This is a genomic window from Pseudomonas sp. P4_C8, assembly GCF_056401975.1.
This window is the reverse complement of the sequence record NZ_JBFUIH010000003.1, coordinates 104529-124336: the sequence shown is the minus strand read 5'-3', so window position 1 is coordinate 124336 and position 19808 is coordinate 104529. Positions and strand designations below refer to the sequence as shown.

Genomic DNA, 19808 nt, shown 5'->3' with positions numbered 1-19808 from the left:
TAACTCTGTTGGTAACTTGTGGATCCGCTTACGGATTTCGCACTTTGTCCATGACGGCCAGCGAGCGCGAAGCGTTGAGGACCAGACCGTAGCTGAGCTTGTCGTAGGTGCGGAAAACCATGAGCAATCCGGCCCGCTCATCGGGAATTTTCAGTGGCTGGCCGGTGATCCGGTCACGCACGGTTTCGCCGGTTTTCATCACCACCAGTACGTTGCCTTCGGCCAAGCCATCACGTTGCCCCTTGTTCAGCGTGACCACATCCAGCGCGCCAATCTGCGTCACGCCACGCGGTACATCGATGATCAACCCGTTAACCGGTGTTTTCGGCGCACTGGGCATGAAGGTCGAGTTGATCGGCCGTTCCTCACCACTGAACAAACGGTCGCCGAGACGCACTTCCTGCGTCGTGCGCTGCAAGGCGAGGGTCGCGACATCACCTTCAGTGGCGACAATTTCGCCACCACCGATGTCATCGGCGTTGATCCCCAAAAACTCTTGGGTCTCGGGGTCGGTGTAGACCTTGCCCTGACGGAAAATCCCGTAAGCCGGCTGATCGGGATCGAAATGGCCGCGCGCGAAGATGCGGTCTCCGGTGCCGCTCAGCACACGTTCAGCATCGCCGGCCACGACATAGGGCGCCTTGTCGAAATCCTCGACCTTGTCGACGATGCGGTTGCTCAGCAAGAAACTGTTGATAGAACGCAGCGGAATGCTCGGAATGGCCTCGGCCACCGGCGAGCTGCGCACCCGTGGCGAGAGCTTGATGGTGCCACGCGAGGCGCCGCGATTGAGGGTCAGGCGCGGCTGACCGTTGACGTAAATCAGCGACAGCGAGTCGCCGGGGTAGATGAGATCGGGGCTTTCGATGTGCGGATTGGCTTGCCAGAGTTCGGGCCATTGCCACGGCTGGCGCAGGTATTTACCGGAAATGTCCCAGAGTGTGTCCCCCGCAACCACTGTGTATTGCTGTGGAAAACCTTCCTTGAGTTGCACTTGCCCGTGCGCCAGACCGGCCGAAGCCAGAAGGAGCAAGGCGAGTAGTGATTTCCTCATGCGGTGAATCCCTTTATTATGTACGTTCGCGTGAAACGCTTGAGCCCTCAGTGGCTCGCTCCCGGCTTGCTTATGAAGAGAAGGGAGCTACGTTTTACAACGGTAGCCTGCCTCTTCGGACTCGCCAGGCCACCGACCCGACCTTACTTCACACGTGCAGTCATCAAGCTTATGGCCATTTTAAACATCCTCGAATTCCCCGACTCGCGCCTGCGCACTATCGCCAAACCTGTGGCCGTAGTGGACGACGAAGTGCGTCAGTTGGTCGATGACATGTTTGAAACAATGTATGAAGCGCCAGGCATCGGCCTCGCCGCAACCCAGGTCAACGTGCACAAACGCATCGTGGTGATGGACCTCTCCGAAGACCGCTCAGAACCACGGGTGTTCATCAACCCCGAGTTTGAAACCCTGACCGACGAGATGGAGCAGTATCAGGAAGGCTGTCTCTCGGTGCCGGGCTTCTACGAAAACGTCGATCGCCCACAGAAGGTCAAGGTCAAGGCCCTGGACCGCGACGGCCAGCCTTACGAACTGATCGCCGAAGGCCTGCTCGCCGTGTGCATCCAGCATGAATGCGACCACCTGAACGGCAAATTGTTCGTTGACTACCTGTCCAGTCTCAAACGCGACCGAATCAAGAAAAAACTGGAAAAGCTCCATCGCCAGAACGCTTGATGCCCTCCTTTCAAAGGCTTGCTGCGGCAAGCCTTTTTCTTTTGCGACTGCTTTGTAAATGAGAGTTTTACATGACTGAGCCACTGCGCATCGTCTTTGCCGGGACCCCGGAATTCGCCGCCGAACACCTCAAGGCCCTGCTCGACAGCCCTTACGAGATCGTCGCGGTTTACACCCAGCCGGACCGTCCGGCGGGCCGTGGGCAAAAGCTGATGCCGAGCCCGGTCAAGCAACTCGCACTGGAAAACAACATCCCGGTGTTGCAACCGCCGACCCTGCGCAACGAAGACGCTCAGGCTGAATTGGCCACGCTCAAGCCAGACTTGCTGGTGGTGGTCGCCTACGGCCTGATCCTGCCGCAAGCGGTGCTGGATATTCCGCGCCTGGGTTGCATCAACAGCCACGCGTCCCTGCTGCCACGCTGGCGCGGGGCGGCGCCGATCCAGCGCGCTGTCGAAGCGGGCGACAGTGAAAGCGGCGTGACCGTGATGCGCATGGAACTGGGCCTGGACACCGGGCCGATGCTGCTCAAAGTCACCACGCCGATCAGCGCTGAAGACACCGGCGGCAGCCTGCATGATCGTCTGGCCGAACTGGGTCCACCGGCGGTACTTCAAGCGATTGCCGGCCTCGCCGCCGGCACGCTGGAAGGCGAAGTGCAGGACGACAGCCTCGCCACTTATGCTCATAAATTGAACAAGGACGAAGCGCGCGTCGACTGGACCCGCCCGGCTATCGAGCTGGAGCGTCTGGTGCGTGCCTTCAATCCATGGCCGATTTGCCACAGCACGCTGAACGGCGAAGCGCTGAAAGTACTCGCCGCGAACCTCGCTGAAGGCAAGGGCGCGCCAGGCAAAATCCTCAGCGCAAGCAAGGACGGTTTGATCGTCGCTTGCGGTGAGCAGGCCTTGTGCCTGACCCGTCTGCAATTGCCCGGTGGCAAGGCGCTGAACTTCAGCGACTTGTTCAACAGCCGTCGTGAGAAATTCGCCGTCGGCACTGTGCTCGGTCAAGCGGCGGACGCTCAATGAACCCGCGTCTGGCCGCCGCCAAGGCACTCGCCGCTGTTCTTAATGGAAAAGCCTCGCTCAACAGTTCCCTGCCGCCCCAAATGGACAAGGTTGAAGACCGCGATCGCGGCTTCACTCAGGACCTGGCGTTCGGCACCGCGCGCTGGCAGCCACGTTTGTCGGCGCTGGCGGCGAAACTGCTGCAAAAGCCCTTCAAGGCAGCGGATGCCGATGTCGAGGCGCTGCTGCTGGTCGGCCTCTATCAACTGCTCTACACCCGTGTTCCGGCCCATGCCGCCATCGGCGAAACCGTCGGTTGTGCCGACAAGCTGAAAAAGCCTTGGGCCAAAGCCTTGCTCAACGCCGTGTTGCGCCGCGCCCAGCGTGAAAGCGAAGCGCTGCTGGCCGAATTGGAACACGATCCGGTGGTGCGTACCGCCCACCCGCGCTGGCTGCAAAAATCACTGAAAGCGTTCTGGCCCGAGCAGTGGGAAGCCATTTGTGCGGCAAACAACGCGCATCCGCCGATGATTCTGCGGGTCAACCGTCGCCACCACACTCGCGACGCCTACCTTGGCTTACTGACCGAAGCCGGGATCGCCGCGACGCCGTGCGTTTACAGTCAGGACGGCATCATCCTTGAGGCCGCCGCCGACGTGCGCAGTCTGCCGGGCTTTGCCGAAGGCTGGATCAGCGTGCAGGATGAGGCGGCGCAACTGGCTGCCGACCTGCTCGACCTGGCGCCGGGCCAACGGGTGCTCGATGCCTGCTGCGCACCGGGCGGCAAAACCTGCCACATCCTTGAAGCCGAGCCAAAACTGGCCGGTGTCGTGGCGGTGGACCTTGAAGCCAAGCGTCTGGTGCGGGTGCGAGAAAATCTCGAACGCCTGAAATTGAGCGCCGAACTGATCGCCGCCGACGGGCGTGACACTGCCGTCTGGTGGGACGGCAAACCGTTCCAGCGCATCCTGCTGGACGCGCCGTGCTCGGCCACCGGCGTCATCCGTCGCCACCCGGACATCAAACTGACGCGCCAGCCCGACGACATCGCCGCGCTCGCAGTGCTTCAGGGCGAATTGCTCGATGCTATGTGGATAACCCTGGAGGTTGGCGGGATTCTGCTCTACGCCACGTGTTCCACATTGCCGACTGAAAACACCGAAGTCATTGAAGCGTTCCTCGCCCGTACGCCGGGTGCGCGTGAACTGGACCTCGCCACGGCGGCCGGCATCAAGCAACCTCACGGTCGCCAGTTATTGGCCCAGGAAGGCGGCCACGACGGGTTCTACTACGCCAAGCTGATCAAGATTGCCGCAGCGCGCGGTTAACGGATTGAATGGAGTGACTGGATGAAAATCATCATCCTCGGTGCGGGGCAGGTCGGCGGTTCGCTGGCAGAACATTTGGCCAGCGAAGCCAATGACATTACGGTGGTCGACACCGACGGCGAACGCCTGCGTGACCTCGGCGATCGGCTGGACATCCGCACCGTTCAGGGCCGCGGCTCACTGCCGACGGTGCTGCGCCAGGCCGGTGCGGACGATGCCGACATGCTGGTGGCCGTGACCAACAGCGACGAAACCAACATGGTGGCCTGTCAGGTCGCACACACGCTGTTCCATACGCCCACCAAAATCGCTCGCGTGCGCGAAGCTTCTTATCTCACGCGCTCCGAATTGTTCGATAACGACGCGATCCCGGTCGATGTGCTGATCAGTCCGGAACAAGTGGTGACTAACTACATCAAGCGCCTGATCGAGCATCCGGGCGCCTTGCAGGTGATCGACTTCGCCGAAGGCAAAGCGCAGTTGGTCGCAGTGAAGGCGTACTACGGCGGGCCGCTGGTGGGTCAGCAACTGCGACAGTTGCGCGAACACATGCCGAATGTCGAAACCCGCGTCGCCGCGATTTTCCGCCGTGACCGGCCGATCCTGCCGCAGGGTGACACCGTCATCGAGGCGGACGACGAAGTGTTTTTCATCGCCGCCAAGGCCAATATTCGCGCCGTGATGAGCGAAATGCGCCGGCTGGATGAAACCTACAAACGCATCGTCATCGCCGGGGGCGGGCAGATCGGTGAGCGTCTGGCCGAGGCCATCGAAAACCGCTACCAGGTGAAGATCATCGAGATGAACCCGGCTCGCTGCCGCCATCTCTCGGACACCCTCGACAGCACCGTGGTGTTACAAGGCAGTGCCTCCGACCGCGACCTGCTGATGGAAGAGAACATCGCCGACGCGGATATCTTCCTGGCCCTGACCAACGATGACGAAGCCAACATCATGTCTTCGCTACTGGCCAAGCGCCTGGGCGCGAAGAAGGTGATGACGATCATCAACAACCCGGCGTACGTTGATTTGATTCAGGGCGGCGACATCGATATCGCCATCAGCCCGCAACTGGCGACCATCGGCACCTTACTGGCCCACGTGCGCCGTGGCGATATCGTCAGCGTGCACTCATTGCGCCGGGGAGCTGCGGAGGCTATTGAGGCTATTGCCCATGGCGATGCGAAGTCGAGCAAGGTGATTGGCAAGGCCATCGAGAACATCGGTTTACCGCCGGGTACGACGATTGGCGCGATTATTCGTGATGAAGAAGTGATCATTGCCCATGACGACACCGTGATCGAAGCGGGCGACCATGTGATTTTGTTCCTTGTGGATAAAAAGCATATTCGGGATGTGGAGAAGTTGTTTCATGTGGGGTTGAGCTTCTTCTGATCCTTTAGACCGCCTTCGCTGGCAAGCCAGCTCCTACAGAGAATCGCGCATAACCTGTAGGAGCCGGCTTGCCGGCGAAGACGATTTTGCAAACGACACCCATTCGGAAATATCGCCATGATCGAATCCCTGGAAAAAATGCTCGCCAAGGGTGTGGATAACTCATTGCTGCGCTTCGGCCTGGGCAAGGGTTATCTGGATCTGGGGGAAAACGCCAAGGCTGTGGAGCATTTCCAACGCTGCGTGGAATTTGATCCGAAGTATTCGGCGGCGTGGAAACTACTGGGCAAGGCCCATCTGGCGCTGGCGGACTTTGCGGCCGCGCGGCAGGCCTGGGAACAAGGTCTGGAAGCCGCCCGTGCCCATGGCGACAAGCAGGCAGAGAAGGAGATGACGGTGTTTCTGAAGAAACTTGAGCGAAACGCGCACTGATCAGAGATAACGCAGGCCTATCCCTTCGCCATCCACCTGAATCACTTCCATGCGCACACGCGGCGCACCTGTGGGTAAGTCCTGCACCTGCCCGTAAACCACCGCGCCTTTAGGCAACGACGACAAGCCCGGATGCTTGACGTAGACGCCCGTGGTTGAAAGGTTGCGTGTCTGGCCCAGGCATTCGCCGAAGCTTTCATGACTGATTTTGATGCGAAACGATTTGCGGTGTTCGGACATCTGCTGCGCCCTTTAATGAACAGCTGTGGATAACCCTGGCCCCAAGATTATCCACAGATCATGCCAATAGACTCAATACCAGCGTTCTTCACCCGGGGGACGCTTCTTGAAGCGCTTCATGCTCCACATGTACTGGCTTGGATAAGCCCGTACATAACGCTCGACCACTTGGCTCATGGCCGCGCAGGACGTCTCGGTATCGGTGCTGTACATGGCCTCTGGCGCCGCTTCCAGGATGACTTTGTAACCCGAACCGTCCGGCAACCGCAGCGCATGCAGGAACACGCCGACCGCTTTGCCGCCCGCGAGCATGTTCGGCACGAATTTGCTGGTCAGCGCCTGGGTGGCGAAGAAGGGCACGAAGATCCCGGCAGATTCGGCCGGTTCCGGGTCAGCCGGAATGCCCACTGCACCACCTTTGCGCACTTCCTTGATCACGCTGAGGATGCCTTCCTTGGTGGAAGCAGCCACCCGGTTGCCCAATTGCACCCGCTGTTTGCGCAGCAATTCATCCACAGCCTTCAACTTCGGTGGCCGATAGAAAATGATCGGTTTGCACTGGTTGCAGTAGAAGTGGTTCAACACTTCCCAGTTGCCCAGGTGGCTGGTGATGCCAACGACACCTTTGCCGGAGGCGAGGGCGTCCTTCAACACGTCAAGGCCTTCGACTTCGCGCACCAGATCAATGGAACGCTGGGCCGGCCAGATCCAGGCGCAGGCGCTTTCGGTCAGGGATTTACCGATGTCCTTCAGGCTCTGGCCGACCAGACGCTCACGCTCGGCCGGGTCCATGTCCGGGAAACACTTGGCCAGATTGATCCGCACCACGTCGCGGGAACGGTTGGGGGTTTTCCACATGGCCCAGCCAATCGCCGAGCCCACCGCTTGCACTGCCCGCCACGGAAGCAGGGCAAACAGCCGCAGAGCGCCTACCAGCAAGGCGCCTTTAAACTTATCCACAGGTCACTCCTGATTTTGTGCTGTGCACGAGGCGGCTATTCTAACCGCCGTTCGCCAGGGTCGCGTAGCGATCGCAATCGCGGGTGTGGTCCATGACCATGCCCGAGGCCTGCATCAGCGCATAACAAATCGTCGGTCCGACGAACGTAAAGCCGGCCTTTTTCAGGCTTTTGCTCATCTCCACCGCCACCGGCGTGACCGCCGGCACTTCGGTGCGATCCTTGAAATGATTGATCACAGGCGTACCGCCGACGAAGGACCAGAGAAACTCCACCGGGTCCTCCAGCGCCAGCCAGGCCTGGGCATTGCGCCGGGCGGCGTTGAGTTTGAGGCGGTTGCGGATGATGCCTGGATCGAGCATCAATTCATCGATTTCCGCGTCGCTCATCTGCGCCACGCGCTGTACGTCGAAGCCGAACAACACCTCGCGATAACGCTCACGTTTACGCAAGACTGTGATCCATGAGAGGCCGGCCTGGAACCCTTCGAGCAAAAGCAACTCGAACAAACCCTGCGCATCGCGTAGCGGCGTGCCCCACTCCTGGTCGTGATAAGCCATGTACAGCGGATCTTCGGAACACCAAAAGCAGCGTGGCATAAGGCTCCAGGGGGCGTGCGCAGCAATGAATCGGGTATACTCCCGCTCTTTAAATCGCAGCCCAAGAAACAGGTGAATTTCGTGAGCCAGCCTACGCCAGCCGTGCGTACCTTCCAAGACTTGATCCTCGCCCTCCAGCAATACTGGGCCGAGCAAGGTTGTGTGGTACTTCAGCCCTACGATATGGAAGTAGGCGCCGGCACTTTCCACACTGCTACATTCCTGCGCGCCATTGGCCCGGAAACCTGGAACGCCGCTTATGTGCAGCCCAGTCGTCGCCCGACTGACGGCCGCTACGGCGAAAACCCGAACCGTCTGCAGCACTACTACCAGTTCCAGGTAGTGCTGAAGCCGAACCCGGACAACTTCCAGGAACTGTACCTGGGCTCCCTCAAGCACGTCGGCCTGGACCCGTTGGTCCACGACATTCGCTTTGTCGAAGACAACTGGGAATCGCCAACCCTCGGCGCCTGGGGTCTGGGCTGGGAAGTCTGGCTCAACGGCATGGAAGTGACGCAATTCACGTACTTCCAGCAAGCGGGCGGCATCGAATGCTACCCGGTGACCGGCGAGATCACTTACGGTCTGGAACGTCTGGCCATGTACCTGCAAGGCGTGGACTCGGTCTACGACCTGGTCTGGGCTGACGGTCCGTTCGGCAAAGTGACCTATGGCGACGTGTTCCACCAAAACGAAGTGGAGCAGTCGACCTACAACTTCGAGCACGCCAACGTCGAGAAGCTGTTCGAACTGTTCGATTTCTACGAAAGCGAAGCCAAGCGCCTGATCGAACTCGACCAGCCGCTGCCGTTGCCGAGCTACGAAATGGTGTTGAAGGCTTCCCATACTTTCAACCTGCTGGATGCGCGCCGGGCGATCTCGGTGACCGCGCGTCAGCAATATATTCTGCGTGTGCGCACCCTGGCGCGTTCCGTTGCGCAAGCCTACCTGCTGGCTCGCGCCAAGCTGGGCTTCCCGATGGCGACCCCGGACCTGCGTGATGAAGTACTGGCCAAGCTGGAGGCTGCACAATGAGTGCTCTGGATTTTCTGGTTGAACTGGGCACTGAAGAACTGCCACCCAAAGCCCTGAACACCCTGGCCGAGGCGTTCCTCGCCGGTATCGACAAGGGCCTGCAAGCTGCCGGCCTGAACTACGAGACCAAAACCGTTTACGCCGCGCCACGTCGCCTGGCGGTGCTGATCACGTCGCTGGCCACCCAGCAACCGGATCGCAGCATTAACCTCGATGGTCCGCCACGTCAGGCTGCGTTCGATGCTGAAGGCAACCCGACCCAAGCGGCACTGGGTTTTGCCAAGAAGTGCGGCGTCGAGCTGAGCGAAATCGATCAGAGCGGCCCGAAACTGCGTTACAGCCAACGTATCGCTGGCAAGCCGACCTCGAGCCTGCTGCCGACCATCGTCGAGGATTCGCTGAACGACCTGCCGATCCCGAAACGCATGCGTTGGGGCGCTCGCAAAGAAGAATTCGTTCGCCCGACCCAATGGCTGGTGATGCTGCTCGGTGACCAGGTCATCGACTGCACCATCCTTGCCCAGAAGGCTGGCCGTGATTCCCGTGGTCACCGCTTCCACCACCCGGAAAACGTGCGCATCACCTCGCCGGCCAATTACCTGGCCGACTTGCGGGCCGCTTATGTGCTGGCCGATGCCAACGAGCGTCGCGACATCATCAGCAAGCGCACCGAAGAACTGGCCACCCGTCAGGAAGGCACGGCGATTGTTCCGCCGGCGCTGCTCGACGAAGTGACCGCGCTGGTTGAATGGCCAGTGCCGCTGGTGTGCTCGTTCGAAGAACGCTTCCTCGACGTGCCGCAAGAAGCGCTGATCACCACCATGCAGGACAACCAGAAGTACTTCTGCCTGCTGGATGCCGACGGCAAGTTGCTGCCACGTTTCATTACTGTGGCCAACATCGAAAGCAAAGACCCGCAGCAGATCATCGCCGGTAACGAGAAAGTGGTCCGCCCACGTCTTACCGACGCCGAGTTCTTCTTCAAGCAAGACAAGAAGCAGAAACTCGAAGACTTCAACCTGCGCCTGCAAAACGTGGTGTTCCAGGAAAAACTCGGCAGCGTCTACGACAAGGCCGAGCGCGTTTCCAAACTCGCGGCGTTCATCGCGCAACGCATTGGCGGCAACGCTGCATGGGCTTCCCGTGCCGGCCTGCTGTCCAAGTGCGACCTGTCGACCGAGATGGTCGGTGAGTTCCCGGAGATGCAAGGCGTCGCCGGTTACTACTACGCCCTCAATGATGGCGAGCCGGAAGAAGTCGCTCTGGCGCTGAACGAGCAGTACATGCCGCGCGGTGCGGGCGCTGAACTGCCAACCACCCTGACCGGTGCGGCCGTGGCCATCGCCGACAAGCTCGATACATTGGTGGGCATTTTCGGTATCGGCATGCTGCCAACCGGCAGCAAAGACCCGTATGCCCTGCGCCGTGCAGCACTGGGTGTGTTGCGCATCCTGATCGACAAGAAACTTGAACTCGACCTGAACGACGCCGTGGCCTTCGCCGTGGATGCATTCGGTGCCAAGGTCAAGGCTGCCGGCCTGAACGACGCCGTGCTGGAGTTCATCTTCGACCGTCTGCGTGCCCGTTACGAAGACGAAGGCGTCGACGTGGCAACGTACCTGTCGGTTCGTGCCCTGAAGCCGGGTTCGGCGCTGGACTTCGACCAGCGTGTTCAAGCAGTAGAAGCCTTCCGCAAATTGCCGGAAGCCGCTGCCCTGGCCGCCGTGAACAAGCGCGTATCGAACTTGCTGAGCAAGGTCGAAGGCTCCGTTCCGACAGTGGTTGAAGCCAAGTACTTCGACAATGCCAACGAGTTCTCCCTGTACTCGGCGATCCAGCAGGCTGACCAGGCCGTCCAGCCAATGGCTGCTGCGCGTCAGTACAGCGAATCGCTGGCCCGTCTGGCCGCCTTGCGCGAGCCGGTGGATGCATTCTTCGAAGCAGTGATGGTCAACGCGGAAGATGCCAAGGTTCGCGCCAACCGTTATGCCTTGCTGGCGCGTCTGCGTGGGCTGTTCCTCGGCGTCGCTGATATTTCGCTGCTGAGCTAAGGGGCTGCTGTTGAAACTGCTGATTCTCGATCGCGACGGGGTAATCAATTACGACTCCGACGCTTACATCAAGTCGGTGGAGGAGTGGATTCCACTCCCCGGTTCGATCGAAGCCATCGCGCAGTTGAGCAAGGCCGGCTGGACGGTAGCGGTCGCTACCAACCAGTCGGGCATCGCTCGCGGCTATTACGACATCGCCACCCTGGACGCCATGCACGAGCGCTTGCGCTCGCTGGTGGCGGAGCAGGGCGGTGAAGTCGGGCTGATCGTCTATTGCCCACATGGGCCGGACGAAGGCTGCGATTGCCGCAAGCCGAAACCCGGGATGTTGAAAACCATCGCCGAGCATTACAACGTGTCGCTGACCCATCTTTGGTTCGTTGGCGACAGCCTTGGTGACCTGGAAGCCGCCAAAGCCGTCGATTCACAGCCAGTTTTGGTAAAGACCGGGAAAGGCGAAAAGACGTTGGGCAAGTCCCTACCGGTAGGCACCTTGATTTTTGACGATCTGGCGGCGATTGCCGCAGAACTTATCCACAATTAAAGTGCTTCGATTGTTCCGATTAAGGACTGATCGGGAGTGCGCTTATAGACGGGCAGAGCCCGCACGGTAAACGTCACCATGTCGATACTGCAGGCCATCAGAACCTTCCTCTTTTACCTTCTGCTGGGCACCAGCTCATTGCTCTGGTGCAGCCTGAGCTTTTTTATCGCGCCGTTTCTGCCGTTCAAGGCGCGTTATCGTTTCATCAACGTGTACTGGTGCCGCTGCGCCTTGTGGCTGAGCAAAGTGTTCCTGGGCATCAGCTACGAAGTGAAGGGTGCCGAGAACGTGCCTGATCAGCCCTGTGTGATTCAGTCGAACCACCAGAGCACGTGGGAGACGTTCTTTCTCTCCGCTTACTTCGAGCCGTTGAGCCAGGTGCTCAAGCGTTCATTACTGTATGTACCGTTCTTCGGCTGGGCCATGGCCATGCTACGACCGATCGCCATCGACCGCGACAATCCCAAAGCCGCGCTCAAGCATGTGGCGAAGAAGGGCGATGAACTGCTGAAGGATGGCGTCTGGGTGCTGATCTTTCCTGAGGGGACTCGCGTTCCTTTTGGCACTATCGGCAAGTTCTCACGCGGTGGCACCGCGTTGGCCGTCAACGCCGCGCTTCCGGTACTGCCGATTGCGCACAATGCCGGCAAGTTCTGGCCAAAAACCGGTTGGGCGAAGAAGCAGGGTGTTATCACCGTGATCATCGGCGCACCGATGTACGCAGAGGGTAGCGGGCCTCGCGCCATTGCCGATCTGAACGACCGGGTGCAAGCCTGGAACGAGCAGATGCAACGGGAAATGGGTTCGCTGCCGGCCGCCCCGGCGGCACCGACCGCCAGTGATCAAGTGGCTGTCTGAGATTCTGTGGATAACCTGTGTACCGTTTTCTCGAAAATCAGCGTTTTTGTTTTGTAAGATAATGATTTATATACATATTTCTTAAACACATAAAACGCCGAAAATGGTGCATAAGTTTTTTCGGGGCGCAAAAAAACCGGCTGATATAGCCGGTTTTTTTATGCCCGTCGTTTGCGGTTTTCCTCACTATGGTCTACAGCGGGAGGCGGTAATACCGGACAACCTTCAATCGACTTGGTTGGTCAGAGTTGTAACATTTCATCTCCTCAGCCGATTCCTTTAGACTCCAGCCATTGGCTCATAGGGCGCTGCTTTTGCTCTATAACGGATGTCTAAATAAATTCTTATGAAAAAAATAATCGATACCCTTCGAAATCATTATTGGAAGAAATGGATTCGTAGGCATAAATGCAAAGTGGCGGGCGGTGTGTTGTCGTTGTACAAGAGATCGACGCTGACACTGGAAGAGGGGGTATCTCTCGGGTATGTGGTCATAGAATCAAAAAAACTGGGAATCGGTGCTCATACCTATATCAGAAGTGACTGTGTCCTTTCGGCAGTGTCCTCTATCGGGAGATTCTGCTCTATTGGCAGTGGATGTTTTATCGGACAGCAAAAGAGTTCACATCCGTCAGACTGGCTCAGTTCACATCCTTTTCAGTACACCGGTACAGGTCTGATTTTCGATCCCGAAGTTGCTGATGTAACGATTGGGCATGATGTCTGGATTGGGCACAGTGCGATGATCCTGGAAGGGGTCACCGTCGGCACGGGGGCTATTATCGCAACCCGCGCCTTGGTTGCCCATGATGTACCGCCCTACGCTATCGTTGCCGGGATCCCTGCAAAAGTCGTCAAGTATCGGCATGCACCTGAGCTAATTGAAGAATTGATCAGTAGTCAGTGGTGGAATCATGATGTCGAGTTGCTCAAGACGTTACCGTTGAATGATCCTCAGACCACGTTAGCGCTATTGGCAGATAGACCTGAAGAAAGTCGTGCTAACTACCAGCAGATTCAAATTACACGCAAAAAATGCAGCGTTCTGCCCTCGCTGTAAATCTATAGGGATAACGTTCCCGTCTTAAACACAGACAACAAAAAAGGCCAACGTTAAACGTTGGCCTTTTTTGTTTGGCAGGTTCTCTGGATCAGAAGTCCAGGTTCGAAACCGCCAGGGCATTGCTTTCGATGAAGTCACGGCGAGGTTCGACCGCATCACCCATCAGGGTGTTGAAGATCTGGTCTGCGCCAATGGCGTCTTCGATTGTCACTTTGAGCATCCGGCGCTGGCTTGGGTCCATGGTGGTTTCCCACAGCTGATCCGGGTTCATTTCGCCCAGACCTTTGTATCGCTGGATGGTGTGACGCTTGGTGCTTTCAGCCATCAGCCATTCAAGGGCTTCCTTGAACTCGGTGACCGGCTTCTTGCGCTCGCCACGCTGGATGTACGCGCCGTCGTCGAGCAGGGTGCTCAATTGAGCGCCCAGGGAAACGACCGTTTTATAGTCGTTGCTGCCGAAGAAGTCGCGGTTGAAGGTGACGTAGTTCGACAGGCCGTGGGAGATCAGCTCGACCTCTGGCAGCCAGACGTTACGTTCACGGTCTTCACGCAGGCTGGCTTTGTAGACCAGGCCGGATTTCTCGACGGTGCGCAGGCGAACTTCGTATTGAGCCAGCCAATCCTGCATCGCTGCATGATCGGACAGTTGATCCATGCTCACCGCTGGCAGGTAGATGAAGTGCTCGGTCAACTCCTGAGGGTACAGGCGCGACAGACGCTTGAGGGTCTTCATTACCAGGCGGAAGTCATTCACCAGGCGCTCTAGCGCTTCACCGGAGATGCCCGGTGCTTCTTCGTTCAGGTGCAGGCTTGCATCTTCCAGGGCCGACTGCGTCATGTACTCTTCCATGGCGTCGTCGTCTTTGATGTATTGCTCTTGCTTGCCTTTCTTGACCTTGTACAGCGGTGGCTGAGCGATGTAGATGTAGCCACGCTCAATCAGCTCCGGCAACTGACGGAAGAAGAAGGTCAGCAGCAGGGTACGGATGTGCGAACCGTCGACGTCAGCATCGGTCATGATGATGATGTTGTGATAGCGCAGCTTGTCGATGTTGTACTCATCACGGCCGATGCCACAACCCAGCGCGGTGATCAAGGTGCCCACTTCTTGCGAAGAGATCATCTTGTCGAAACGCGCCTTCTCGACGTTCAGGATCTTGCCCTTCAGCGGCAGGATGGCCTGGGTGCGGCGGTTACGTCCCTGCTTGGCGGAACCGCCAGCAGAGTCACCTTCCACGAGGTACAGTTCGGACAGGGCAGGGTCTTTTTCCTGGCAGTCAGCCAGTTTTCCCGGCAGGCCAGCGATATCCAGCGCGCCTTTACGACGGGTCATCTCACGGGCTTTACGCGCAGCTTCACGCGCACGTGCCGCATCGATCATTTTGCCGACGACCAGTTTGGCTTCGTTCGGGTTTTCAAGCAGGAAGTCGGAGAAGTACTTGCCCATTTCCTGTTCGACCGCTGTCTTCACTTCGGAAGACACCAGCTTGTCTTTGGTCTGGGAGCTGAACTTCGGATCCGGTACTTTCACCGAAATGATCGCGGTCAGGCCTTCGCGGGCATCGTCACCGGTGGTCGCGACTTTGTGTTTCTTCGCCAGACCTTCAGCTTCGATGTAGGTGTTCAGGTTACGCGTCAGCGCGGAACGGAAACCCACCAGGTGAGTACCGCCATCGCGCTGTGGAATGTTGTTGGTGAAGCACAACAGGTTCTCGTTGAAGCTGTCGTTCCACTGCAGGGCGATTTCTACGCCGATGCCGTCTTCACGCTGAATGTTGAAATGGAACACCTGGTTGACCGCAGTCTTGTTGGTGTTCAGGTATTCAACGAACGCACGCAGGCCGCCTTCGTACTTGAACAGCTCTTCCTTGCCGCTGCGCTCATCCTTGAGGACGATGCCGACACCGGAGTTGAGGAAGGACAGTTCACGAATCCGTTTGGCCAGGATGTCCCAGCTGAAGTGGATGTTCTTGAAGGTGTCTTCTGAAGGCTTGAAGTGAATCTGGGTGCCTGTGGTTTCGCTTTCGCCAACGATCTTCATCGGCTCTTTCGGAACACCGTGGATGTAAGTCTGTTCCCAGATTTTGCCACTGCGGCGAACGGTCAGGACCAGTTCTTTGGACAGAGCGTTCACCACCGACACACCTACACCGTGCAGACCGCCGGATACTTTGTAGGAGTTGTCGTCGAACTTACCGCCGGCGTGCAGCACGGTCATGATGACCTCGGCTGCCGAAACGCCTTCTTCTTTGTGCACGTCTACCGGGATGCCACGACCGTTGTCACGAACGGTGATGGACTCATCCGGGTGAATGATGATGCTGATGTCGTCGCAGTGGCCGGCGAGAGCTTCGTCGATCGAGTTATCGACCACTTCGAACACCATGTGGTGCAGACCGCTGCCATCGTCGGTGTCACCAATGTACATACCGGGACGTTTGCGTACGGCATCCAGGCCTTTCAGCACTTTAATGCTCGTTGAGTCGTACGTATTTTCTTCGCTCAATGCCTTCACTCCCGATGGTCGTGGGTCTGGGTGATACGGCCCTGTTCCACGTGGAACAGAGCGACTGGCGTTTCCGTCTGCCAGCCTTCCCTCAATAATTCGTGATCTACACAGGTGATAAAGACCTGGCAGCGTAAGTCTTCCAGCAAGCGGCAAAGCGCGCGGCGGTGATGCTCGTCAAGCTCGGACGGCAGGTCATCCACCAGATAAATACACTGGCCGCGTCGGGCCTGGCTAACCAAGTGCCCTTGGGCAATCCGCAATGCACAGACCACCAACTTCTGCTGACCCCGGGACAAAATGTCCGCGGCATTATGTGCGCCCAGTCTGAGGCGCAAATCAGCGCGTTGTGGTCCGGCCTGGGTGTGACCCATTTGCTGGTCCCGTTGAAGAGACCCAGCGAGTACGGCACTCAGTTCGCGGTCTTTGTCCCAGCCTCGGTAATAGCTGAGGGTCAAACCTTCAAGCTCAACCAATTCGCTCAAGGTCTGTTCAAAGACTGGTTTCAAGGCTTTGATGTAAGCGCGGCGGTATTCATCAATTTCTGCGCTGGCCTGGCACAGTTCCCTGTCCCAAACCGCTTGCGAAACGGCGTCAAGTGTACCATGCCGCAGCCAAGAGTTTCTCTGGCGCAGGGCCTTCTGCAAGCGCTGCCAGGTGGACATGAAACGCGGTTCCACGTGGAACACGCCCCAGTCGAGAAACTGCCGTCGAATCTTCGGCGCGCCTTCCAGCAAACGAAAACTGTCAGGGTTGATCAACTGAAGAGGCAGGATCTCAGCCAATTGCGCCGCACTGCGAGCATTCTGACCGTCGATGCGGATCTGAAATTCACCCTGACGGTCGCGCGAGATACCCAGCGCGCTGTGCCCCCCCTCAGCCAGTTCGACCTGGCCAAACACGGTGCAGGCCAATTGCTCGTACTGAATCACCGGCAACAAACGGCTGCTACGAAACGACCGGGCAAGCCCCAGCAGATGGATGGCTTCCAGAACACTGGTTTTGCCGCTGCCGTTGGCGCCGTAAAGAATGTTGATTCGGGGGGAGGGGGAGAAGGTCACCGGGTGCAAATTGCGCACCGCGGTGACCGAGACGCGACTGAGCGACATCTAGCTTCTGCTGAACATGATTACAGGCGCATCGGCATGACAACGTAAGCCGAGTCGTCGTTGTCGGACTCTTGCACCAGCGCACTGCTGTTGGAGTCTGACAGGATCAGGCGAACTTGCTCAGTGGTCATCACGCCCAGCACGTCGAGCAGATAGCTCACGTTGAAGCCGATTTCCAGATTGCCACCGTTGTACTCAACGCCCACTTCTTCTTCCGCTTCTTCCTGCTCCGGGTTATTCGCCTGGATTTTCAGCTGACCGTTGGCCAGTTGCAGACGGATACCACGGTACTTCTCGTTGGACAGAATTGCGGTACGGCTGAAGGCTTCACGCAGTGCCTGACGGTCGCCGAGTACCAGCTTGTCACCACCTTTAGGCAGAACGCGCTCGTAATCCGGGAATTTACCGTCGACCAGTTTCGAGGTGAAGGTAAACTCGCCGGTGGTCGCACGGATGTGGTGCTGACCCAGGACGATGCTGACGATACCGTCCGGCTCGGTCAGCAGGCGTGCGAGTTCAAGGATGCCCTTGCGTGGAACGATGACCTGATGGCGATCCGGCTGACCGATATCGGCCTGCATCGAGCACATGGCCAGACGGTGACCGTCGGTGGCCACGGCACGAATGATTCCGGCCGAAACTTCCAGCAGCATACCGTTCAGATAGTAACGAACGTCCTGCTGAGCCATGGCGAAGCTGGTGCGCTCGATCAAGCGACGCAGTTTGCTTTGCTCCAGGCTGCAAGTCAGCGAGCCCGGACCTTCTTCCACGGTCGGGAAATCGTTGGCCGGCAGGGTCGACAGGGTGAAGCGGCTACGGCCAGCTTTCACTACCAGCTTCTGTTCGTCGACCTTGATGTCGATCAGCGCGTCGTTTGGCAGGCTCTTGCAGATGTCCATCAGCTTGCGCGCTGGCACAGTGATGGAACCTGGATCTGCCGGCTCTTCAAGTTGCACACGACCGACCAGTTCGACTTCCAGGTCGGTACCGGTCAGCGACAATTGCTGGCCTTCGACAACCAGCAGCACGTTGGAGAGCACCGGCAAGGTCTGTCGGCGCTCAACGACGCCTGCGACCAGTTGCAGGGGTTTCAACAGGGCTTCGCGTTGAATGGTGAAATGCATGGTCTAGTCCCTTGCCTTAATAAGCTGCGCTGGTGTGCATCAAGTGGTCAGTGTACGCAGCAGGTTCTTGTAGTCCTCGCGGATGTCCGCGTCGGATTCCTTAAGCTCGTTGATCTTGCGGCAGGCGTGCAAAACAGTGGTGTGGTCGCGGCCGCCAAACACATCGCCGATTTCCGGCAGGCTGTGGTTAGTCAACTCTTTGGACAACGCCATTGCAACCTGACGCGGACGTGCGACCGAGCGTGAGCGACGCTTGGACAGCAGGTCGGAGATCTTGATCTTGTAGTACTCGGCGACAGTGCGCTGAATGTTATCCACAGAGACCAATTTATCTTGCAGCGCCAACAAGTCTTTCAGGGATTCGCGAATCAGCTCTATGGTGATGTCGCGGCCCATGAAGTGCGAGTGGGCGATCACGCGTTTCAGTGCGCCTTCCAGCTCACGGACGTTGGAGCGAATGCGTTGGGCAATGAAGAACGCGGCATCATGAGGCAGATCGACTTTGGCCTGGTCGGCCTTTTTCATCAAGATCGCAACGCGGGTTTCCAGTTCCGGCGGCTCGACGGCAACCGTCAGGCCCCAGCCGAAGCGTGACTTGAGACGCTCTTCAAGGCCTTCGATTTCTTTCGGGTAGCGGTCACTGGTGAGAATGACCTGCTGGCCACCTTCAAGCAGGGCGTTGAAGGTGTGGAAAAACTCTTCCTGGGACCGTTCCTTGCGAGCGAAGAATTGAATGTCATCGATCAGCAACGCATCCACCGAACGGTAGAAACGCTTGAACTCGTTGATAGCATTCAGTTGCAGCGCCTTGACCATGTCGGCCACGAAGCGCTCGGAATGCAGGTACACGACCTTGGCATTCGGGTTCTTCTTTAATAGGTGGTTACCCACAGCGTGCATCAAGTGGGTCTTACCCAAACCAACGCCTCCATAAAGGAAGAGTGGGTTGTAGCCGTGCTTCGGATTGTCCGCCACCTGCCAGGCCGCCGCCCGGGCCAGTTGGTTGGACTTACCTTCGACAAAATTTTCAAAGGTAAAGGTGCGGTTCAGGTAACTGGTGTGCTTGAGCGCGCCTTCGACTTGCACGGTGCGCTGCTCGGAGCGCACCGGAGCTTGCTGCGAGCTGGCGCCGGCCATCGGGTCGAAGCTGTCGCGGGACGGCTCTTCATTGATCTCGGCCACTTTTTGCGTTGCACGTTTGGTCGGTGCGCTGGCAGTCGGCGCTGGCGCCGGAGCGCTAACGGGTGCTTGAGCAGCCTGTGCCTGAGACGCAGCGGCAGCCAACGGCGCATTCGGTGCAGCGCGCGGTGCCGAACTGCGTTTGCTGCCTATTAATAAGGACAGCACCGGCGCCATGCCGTTGCCGTGCTCATCCAGCAGTTCAAGAACGCGGCCCAGATACTTTTCGTTGACCCAGTCGAGAACAAAGCGATTCGGTGCGTAGACACGCAACTCGTCGCCTTCGGCTTCGACCTGTAGTGGACGGATCCAAGTGTTGAATTGTTGGGCAGGCAGCTCTTCGCGCAAAAGCTCTACGCACTGCTGCCAAAGTTCCACTGACACGGATATCCCCTAAGTTGAAAGCCGGTGAGGCAAAAACAAGCGGCCATTGTAGCGACCAGACGCCGACTTATCCACACGTAGGTGGATCACTGACCAAGAACAATCAACGCTTTATACGCAAAAAACACGACGAGCGGTCTGTGCATAAGCTCTGTGGATAACCGGGTCTAAGGTCGTTGCACAAGTAGGGGGGAAACTCGGTGGATAACCACCCTGTGGATAACAAGCCCTTTCACCCACAGGTTATCCGACAGCGCAGC

At 58.2% G+C, this 19808-nt stretch carries 18 protein-coding genes; 10 read left to right on the top strand and 8 right to left on the bottom strand.

Annotation, left to right across the window (positions count from 1 at the left end):
* Positions 1–28: 28 nt before the first annotated feature.
* Positions 29–1054 carry a LysM peptidoglycan-binding domain-containing protein gene (locus AC1DWM_RS02760; RefSeq protein WP_223519770.1) on the bottom strand — a complete coding sequence of 342 codons (1026 nt, stop codon included), beginning with the start codon at positions 1052–1054 and terminating at the stop codon, positions 29–31.
* 171 nt (positions 1055–1225) lie between these two features.
* On the opposite strand from AC1DWM_RS02760, the gene def reads away from it, so the two are divergent.
* The 5 genes from def (at position 1226) to AC1DWM_RS02735 (ending at position 5897) form a co-directional block, all read left to right on the top strand.
* Positions 1226–1732, top strand: coding sequence for a peptide deformylase (gene def, locus AC1DWM_RS02755; RefSeq protein WP_007948122.1), 507 nt, complete (start codon positions 1226–1228; stop codon positions 1730–1732).
* Between the two features lie 71 nt (positions 1733–1803).
* Positions 1804–2763 (top strand): methionyl-tRNA formyltransferase, encoded by a 960-nt coding sequence (gene fmt, locus AC1DWM_RS02750; RefSeq protein ID WP_477794577.1) that lies wholly within the window; start codon positions 1804–1806, stop codon positions 2761–2763.
* Positions 2760–4070: a 16S rRNA (cytosine(967)-C(5))-methyltransferase RsmB gene (gene rsmB, locus AC1DWM_RS02745; protein WP_223519773.1), complete on the top strand. Its 1311-nt coding sequence runs from the start codon at positions 2760–2762 to the stop codon at positions 4068–4070. Before fmt ends, rsmB begins: the two co-directional genes overlap by 4 nt.
* 21 nt (positions 4071–4091) lie before the next feature.
* The gene (trkA, locus tag AC1DWM_RS02740; RefSeq protein WP_223519775.1) at positions 4092–5465 is read left to right on the top strand and encodes a Trk system potassium transporter TrkA; all 1374 of its coding nucleotides are present in this window, start codon (positions 4092–4094) and stop codon (positions 5463–5465) included.
* 117 nt (positions 5466–5582) lie between these two features.
* The gene (locus tag AC1DWM_RS02735; protein ID WP_223519777.1) at positions 5583–5897 is read left to right on the top strand and encodes a tetratricopeptide repeat protein; all 315 of its coding nucleotides are present in this window, start codon (positions 5583–5585) and stop codon (positions 5895–5897) included.
* Here AC1DWM_RS02735 and AC1DWM_RS02730 read toward each other — a convergent pair whose 3' ends face one another.
* From AC1DWM_RS02730 to tag, 3 genes are all read right to left on the bottom strand, one after another.
* A complete protein-coding gene (locus tag AC1DWM_RS02730; protein WP_007948117.1) occupies positions 5898–6137 on the bottom strand; it encodes a PilZ domain-containing protein in 240 nt (79 codons plus the stop codon).
* A gap of 72 nt (positions 6138–6209) precedes the next feature.
* Complete coding sequence (locus AC1DWM_RS02725) at positions 6210–7097, bottom strand: lysophospholipid acyltransferase (RefSeq protein ID WP_150779558.1); 888 nt, start codon at positions 7095–7097, stop codon at positions 6210–6212.
* Between the two features lie 40 nt (positions 7098–7137).
* Positions 7138–7695: a DNA-3-methyladenine glycosylase I gene (gene tag / locus AC1DWM_RS02720; RefSeq protein WP_223519779.1), complete on the bottom strand. Its 558-nt coding sequence runs from the start codon at positions 7693–7695 to the stop codon at positions 7138–7140.
* Between the two features lie 81 nt (positions 7696–7776).
* On the opposite strand from tag, the gene glyQ reads away from it, so the two are divergent.
* The 5 genes from glyQ (at position 7777) to AC1DWM_RS02695 (ending at position 13243) form a co-directional block, all read left to right on the top strand.
* On the top strand, positions 7777–8730 hold the full coding sequence (gene glyQ, locus AC1DWM_RS02715) for a glycine--tRNA ligase subunit alpha (protein WP_003213601.1): 954 nt from the start codon (positions 7777–7779) through the stop codon (positions 8728–8730).
* Complete coding sequence (glyS, locus tag AC1DWM_RS02710) at positions 8727–10781, top strand: glycine--tRNA ligase subunit beta (RefSeq protein ID WP_223519782.1); 2055 nt, start codon at positions 8727–8729, stop codon at positions 10779–10781. The genes glyQ and glyS overlap by 4 nt, the downstream gene beginning before the upstream one ends.
* Before the next feature lie 4 nt (positions 10782–10785).
* Positions 10786–11325, top strand: a complete 540-nt coding sequence (gene gmhB / locus AC1DWM_RS02705) for a D-glycero-beta-D-manno-heptose 1,7-bisphosphate 7-phosphatase (protein WP_223519786.1) — start codon at positions 10786–10788, stop codon at positions 11323–11325.
* Between the two features lie 78 nt (positions 11326–11403).
* Entirely contained in the window at positions 11404–12183 is a 780-nt protein-coding gene (locus AC1DWM_RS02700; protein ID WP_223519784.1) for a lysophospholipid acyltransferase family protein, read from the top strand.
* Between the two features lie 346 nt (positions 12184–12529).
* Positions 12530–13243, top strand: a complete 714-nt coding sequence (locus AC1DWM_RS02695; RefSeq protein ID WP_223521382.1) for a CatB-related O-acetyltransferase — start codon at positions 12530–12532, stop codon at positions 13241–13243.
* Positions 13244–13334: 91 nt separating this feature from the next.
* On the opposite strand, the gene gyrB is transcribed toward AC1DWM_RS02695, so the two are convergent.
* The 4 genes from gyrB to dnaA are packed head-to-tail and all read right to left on the bottom strand — an operon-like array spanning position 13335 to position 19548.
* Positions 13335–15752, bottom strand: coding sequence for a DNA topoisomerase (ATP-hydrolyzing) subunit B (gyrB, locus tag AC1DWM_RS02690; protein ID WP_223521381.1), 2418 nt, complete (start codon positions 15750–15752; stop codon positions 13335–13337).
* A 5-nt stretch (positions 15753–15757) separates the two neighbouring features.
* On the bottom strand, positions 15758–16861 hold the full coding sequence (gene recF / locus AC1DWM_RS02685) for a DNA replication/repair protein RecF (RefSeq protein WP_008007898.1): 1104 nt from the start codon (positions 16859–16861) through the stop codon (positions 15758–15760).
* A 20-nt stretch (positions 16862–16881) separates the two neighbouring features.
* Positions 16882–17985, bottom strand: coding sequence for a DNA polymerase III subunit beta (dnaN, locus tag AC1DWM_RS02680; RefSeq protein ID WP_017341709.1), 1104 nt, complete (start codon positions 17983–17985; stop codon positions 16882–16884).
* A gap of 39 nt (positions 17986–18024) precedes the next feature.
* Positions 18025–19548, bottom strand: coding sequence for a chromosomal replication initiator protein DnaA (dnaA, locus tag AC1DWM_RS02675; protein WP_007948104.1), 1524 nt, complete (start codon positions 19546–19548; stop codon positions 18025–18027).
* Positions 19549–19808: the final 260 nt, after the last annotated feature.

Excerpts from the sequence above, each read along its gene's own strand:
- AC1DWM_RS02760 (WP_223519770.1), bottom strand. The coding sequence starts at position 1,054 with ATGAGGAAATCACTACTCGCCTTGCTCCTTCTGGCTTCGGCCGGTCTG.
- def (WP_007948122.1), top strand. The coding sequence starts at position 1,226 with ATGGCCATTTTAAACATCCTCGAATTCCCCGACTCGCGCCTGCGCACT.
- fmt (WP_477794577.1), top strand. The coding sequence starts at position 1,804 with ATGACTGAGCCACTGCGCATCGTCTTTGCCGGGACCCCGGAATTCGCC.
- rsmB (WP_223519773.1), top strand. The coding sequence starts at position 2,760 with ATGAACCCGCGTCTGGCCGCCGCCAAGGCACTCGCCGCTGTTCTTAAT.
- trkA (WP_223519775.1), top strand. The coding sequence starts at position 4,092 with ATGAAAATCATCATCCTCGGTGCGGGGCAGGTCGGCGGTTCGCTGGCA.
- AC1DWM_RS02735 (WP_223519777.1), top strand. The coding sequence starts at position 5,583 with ATGATCGAATCCCTGGAAAAAATGCTCGCCAAGGGTGTGGATAACTCA.
- AC1DWM_RS02730 (WP_007948117.1), bottom strand. The coding sequence starts at position 6,137 with ATGTCCGAACACCGCAAATCGTTTCGCATCAAAATCAGTCATGAAAGC.
- tag (WP_223519779.1), bottom strand. The coding sequence starts at position 7,695 with ATGCCACGCTGCTTTTGGTGTTCCGAAGATCCGCTGTACATGGCTTAT.
- glyS (WP_223519782.1), top strand. The coding sequence starts at position 8,727 with ATGAGTGCTCTGGATTTTCTGGTTGAACTGGGCACTGAAGAACTGCCA.
- AC1DWM_RS02700 (WP_223519784.1), top strand. The coding sequence starts at position 11,404 with ATGTCGATACTGCAGGCCATCAGAACCTTCCTCTTTTACCTTCTGCTG.
- AC1DWM_RS02695 (WP_223521382.1), top strand. The coding sequence starts at position 12,530 with ATGAAAAAAATAATCGATACCCTTCGAAATCATTATTGGAAGAAATGG.
- recF (WP_008007898.1), bottom strand. The coding sequence starts at position 16,861 with ATGTCGCTCAGTCGCGTCTCGGTCACCGCGGTGCGCAATTTGCACCCG.
- dnaN (WP_017341709.1), bottom strand. The coding sequence starts at position 17,985 with ATGCATTTCACCATTCAACGCGAAGCCCTGTTGAAACCCCTGCAACTG.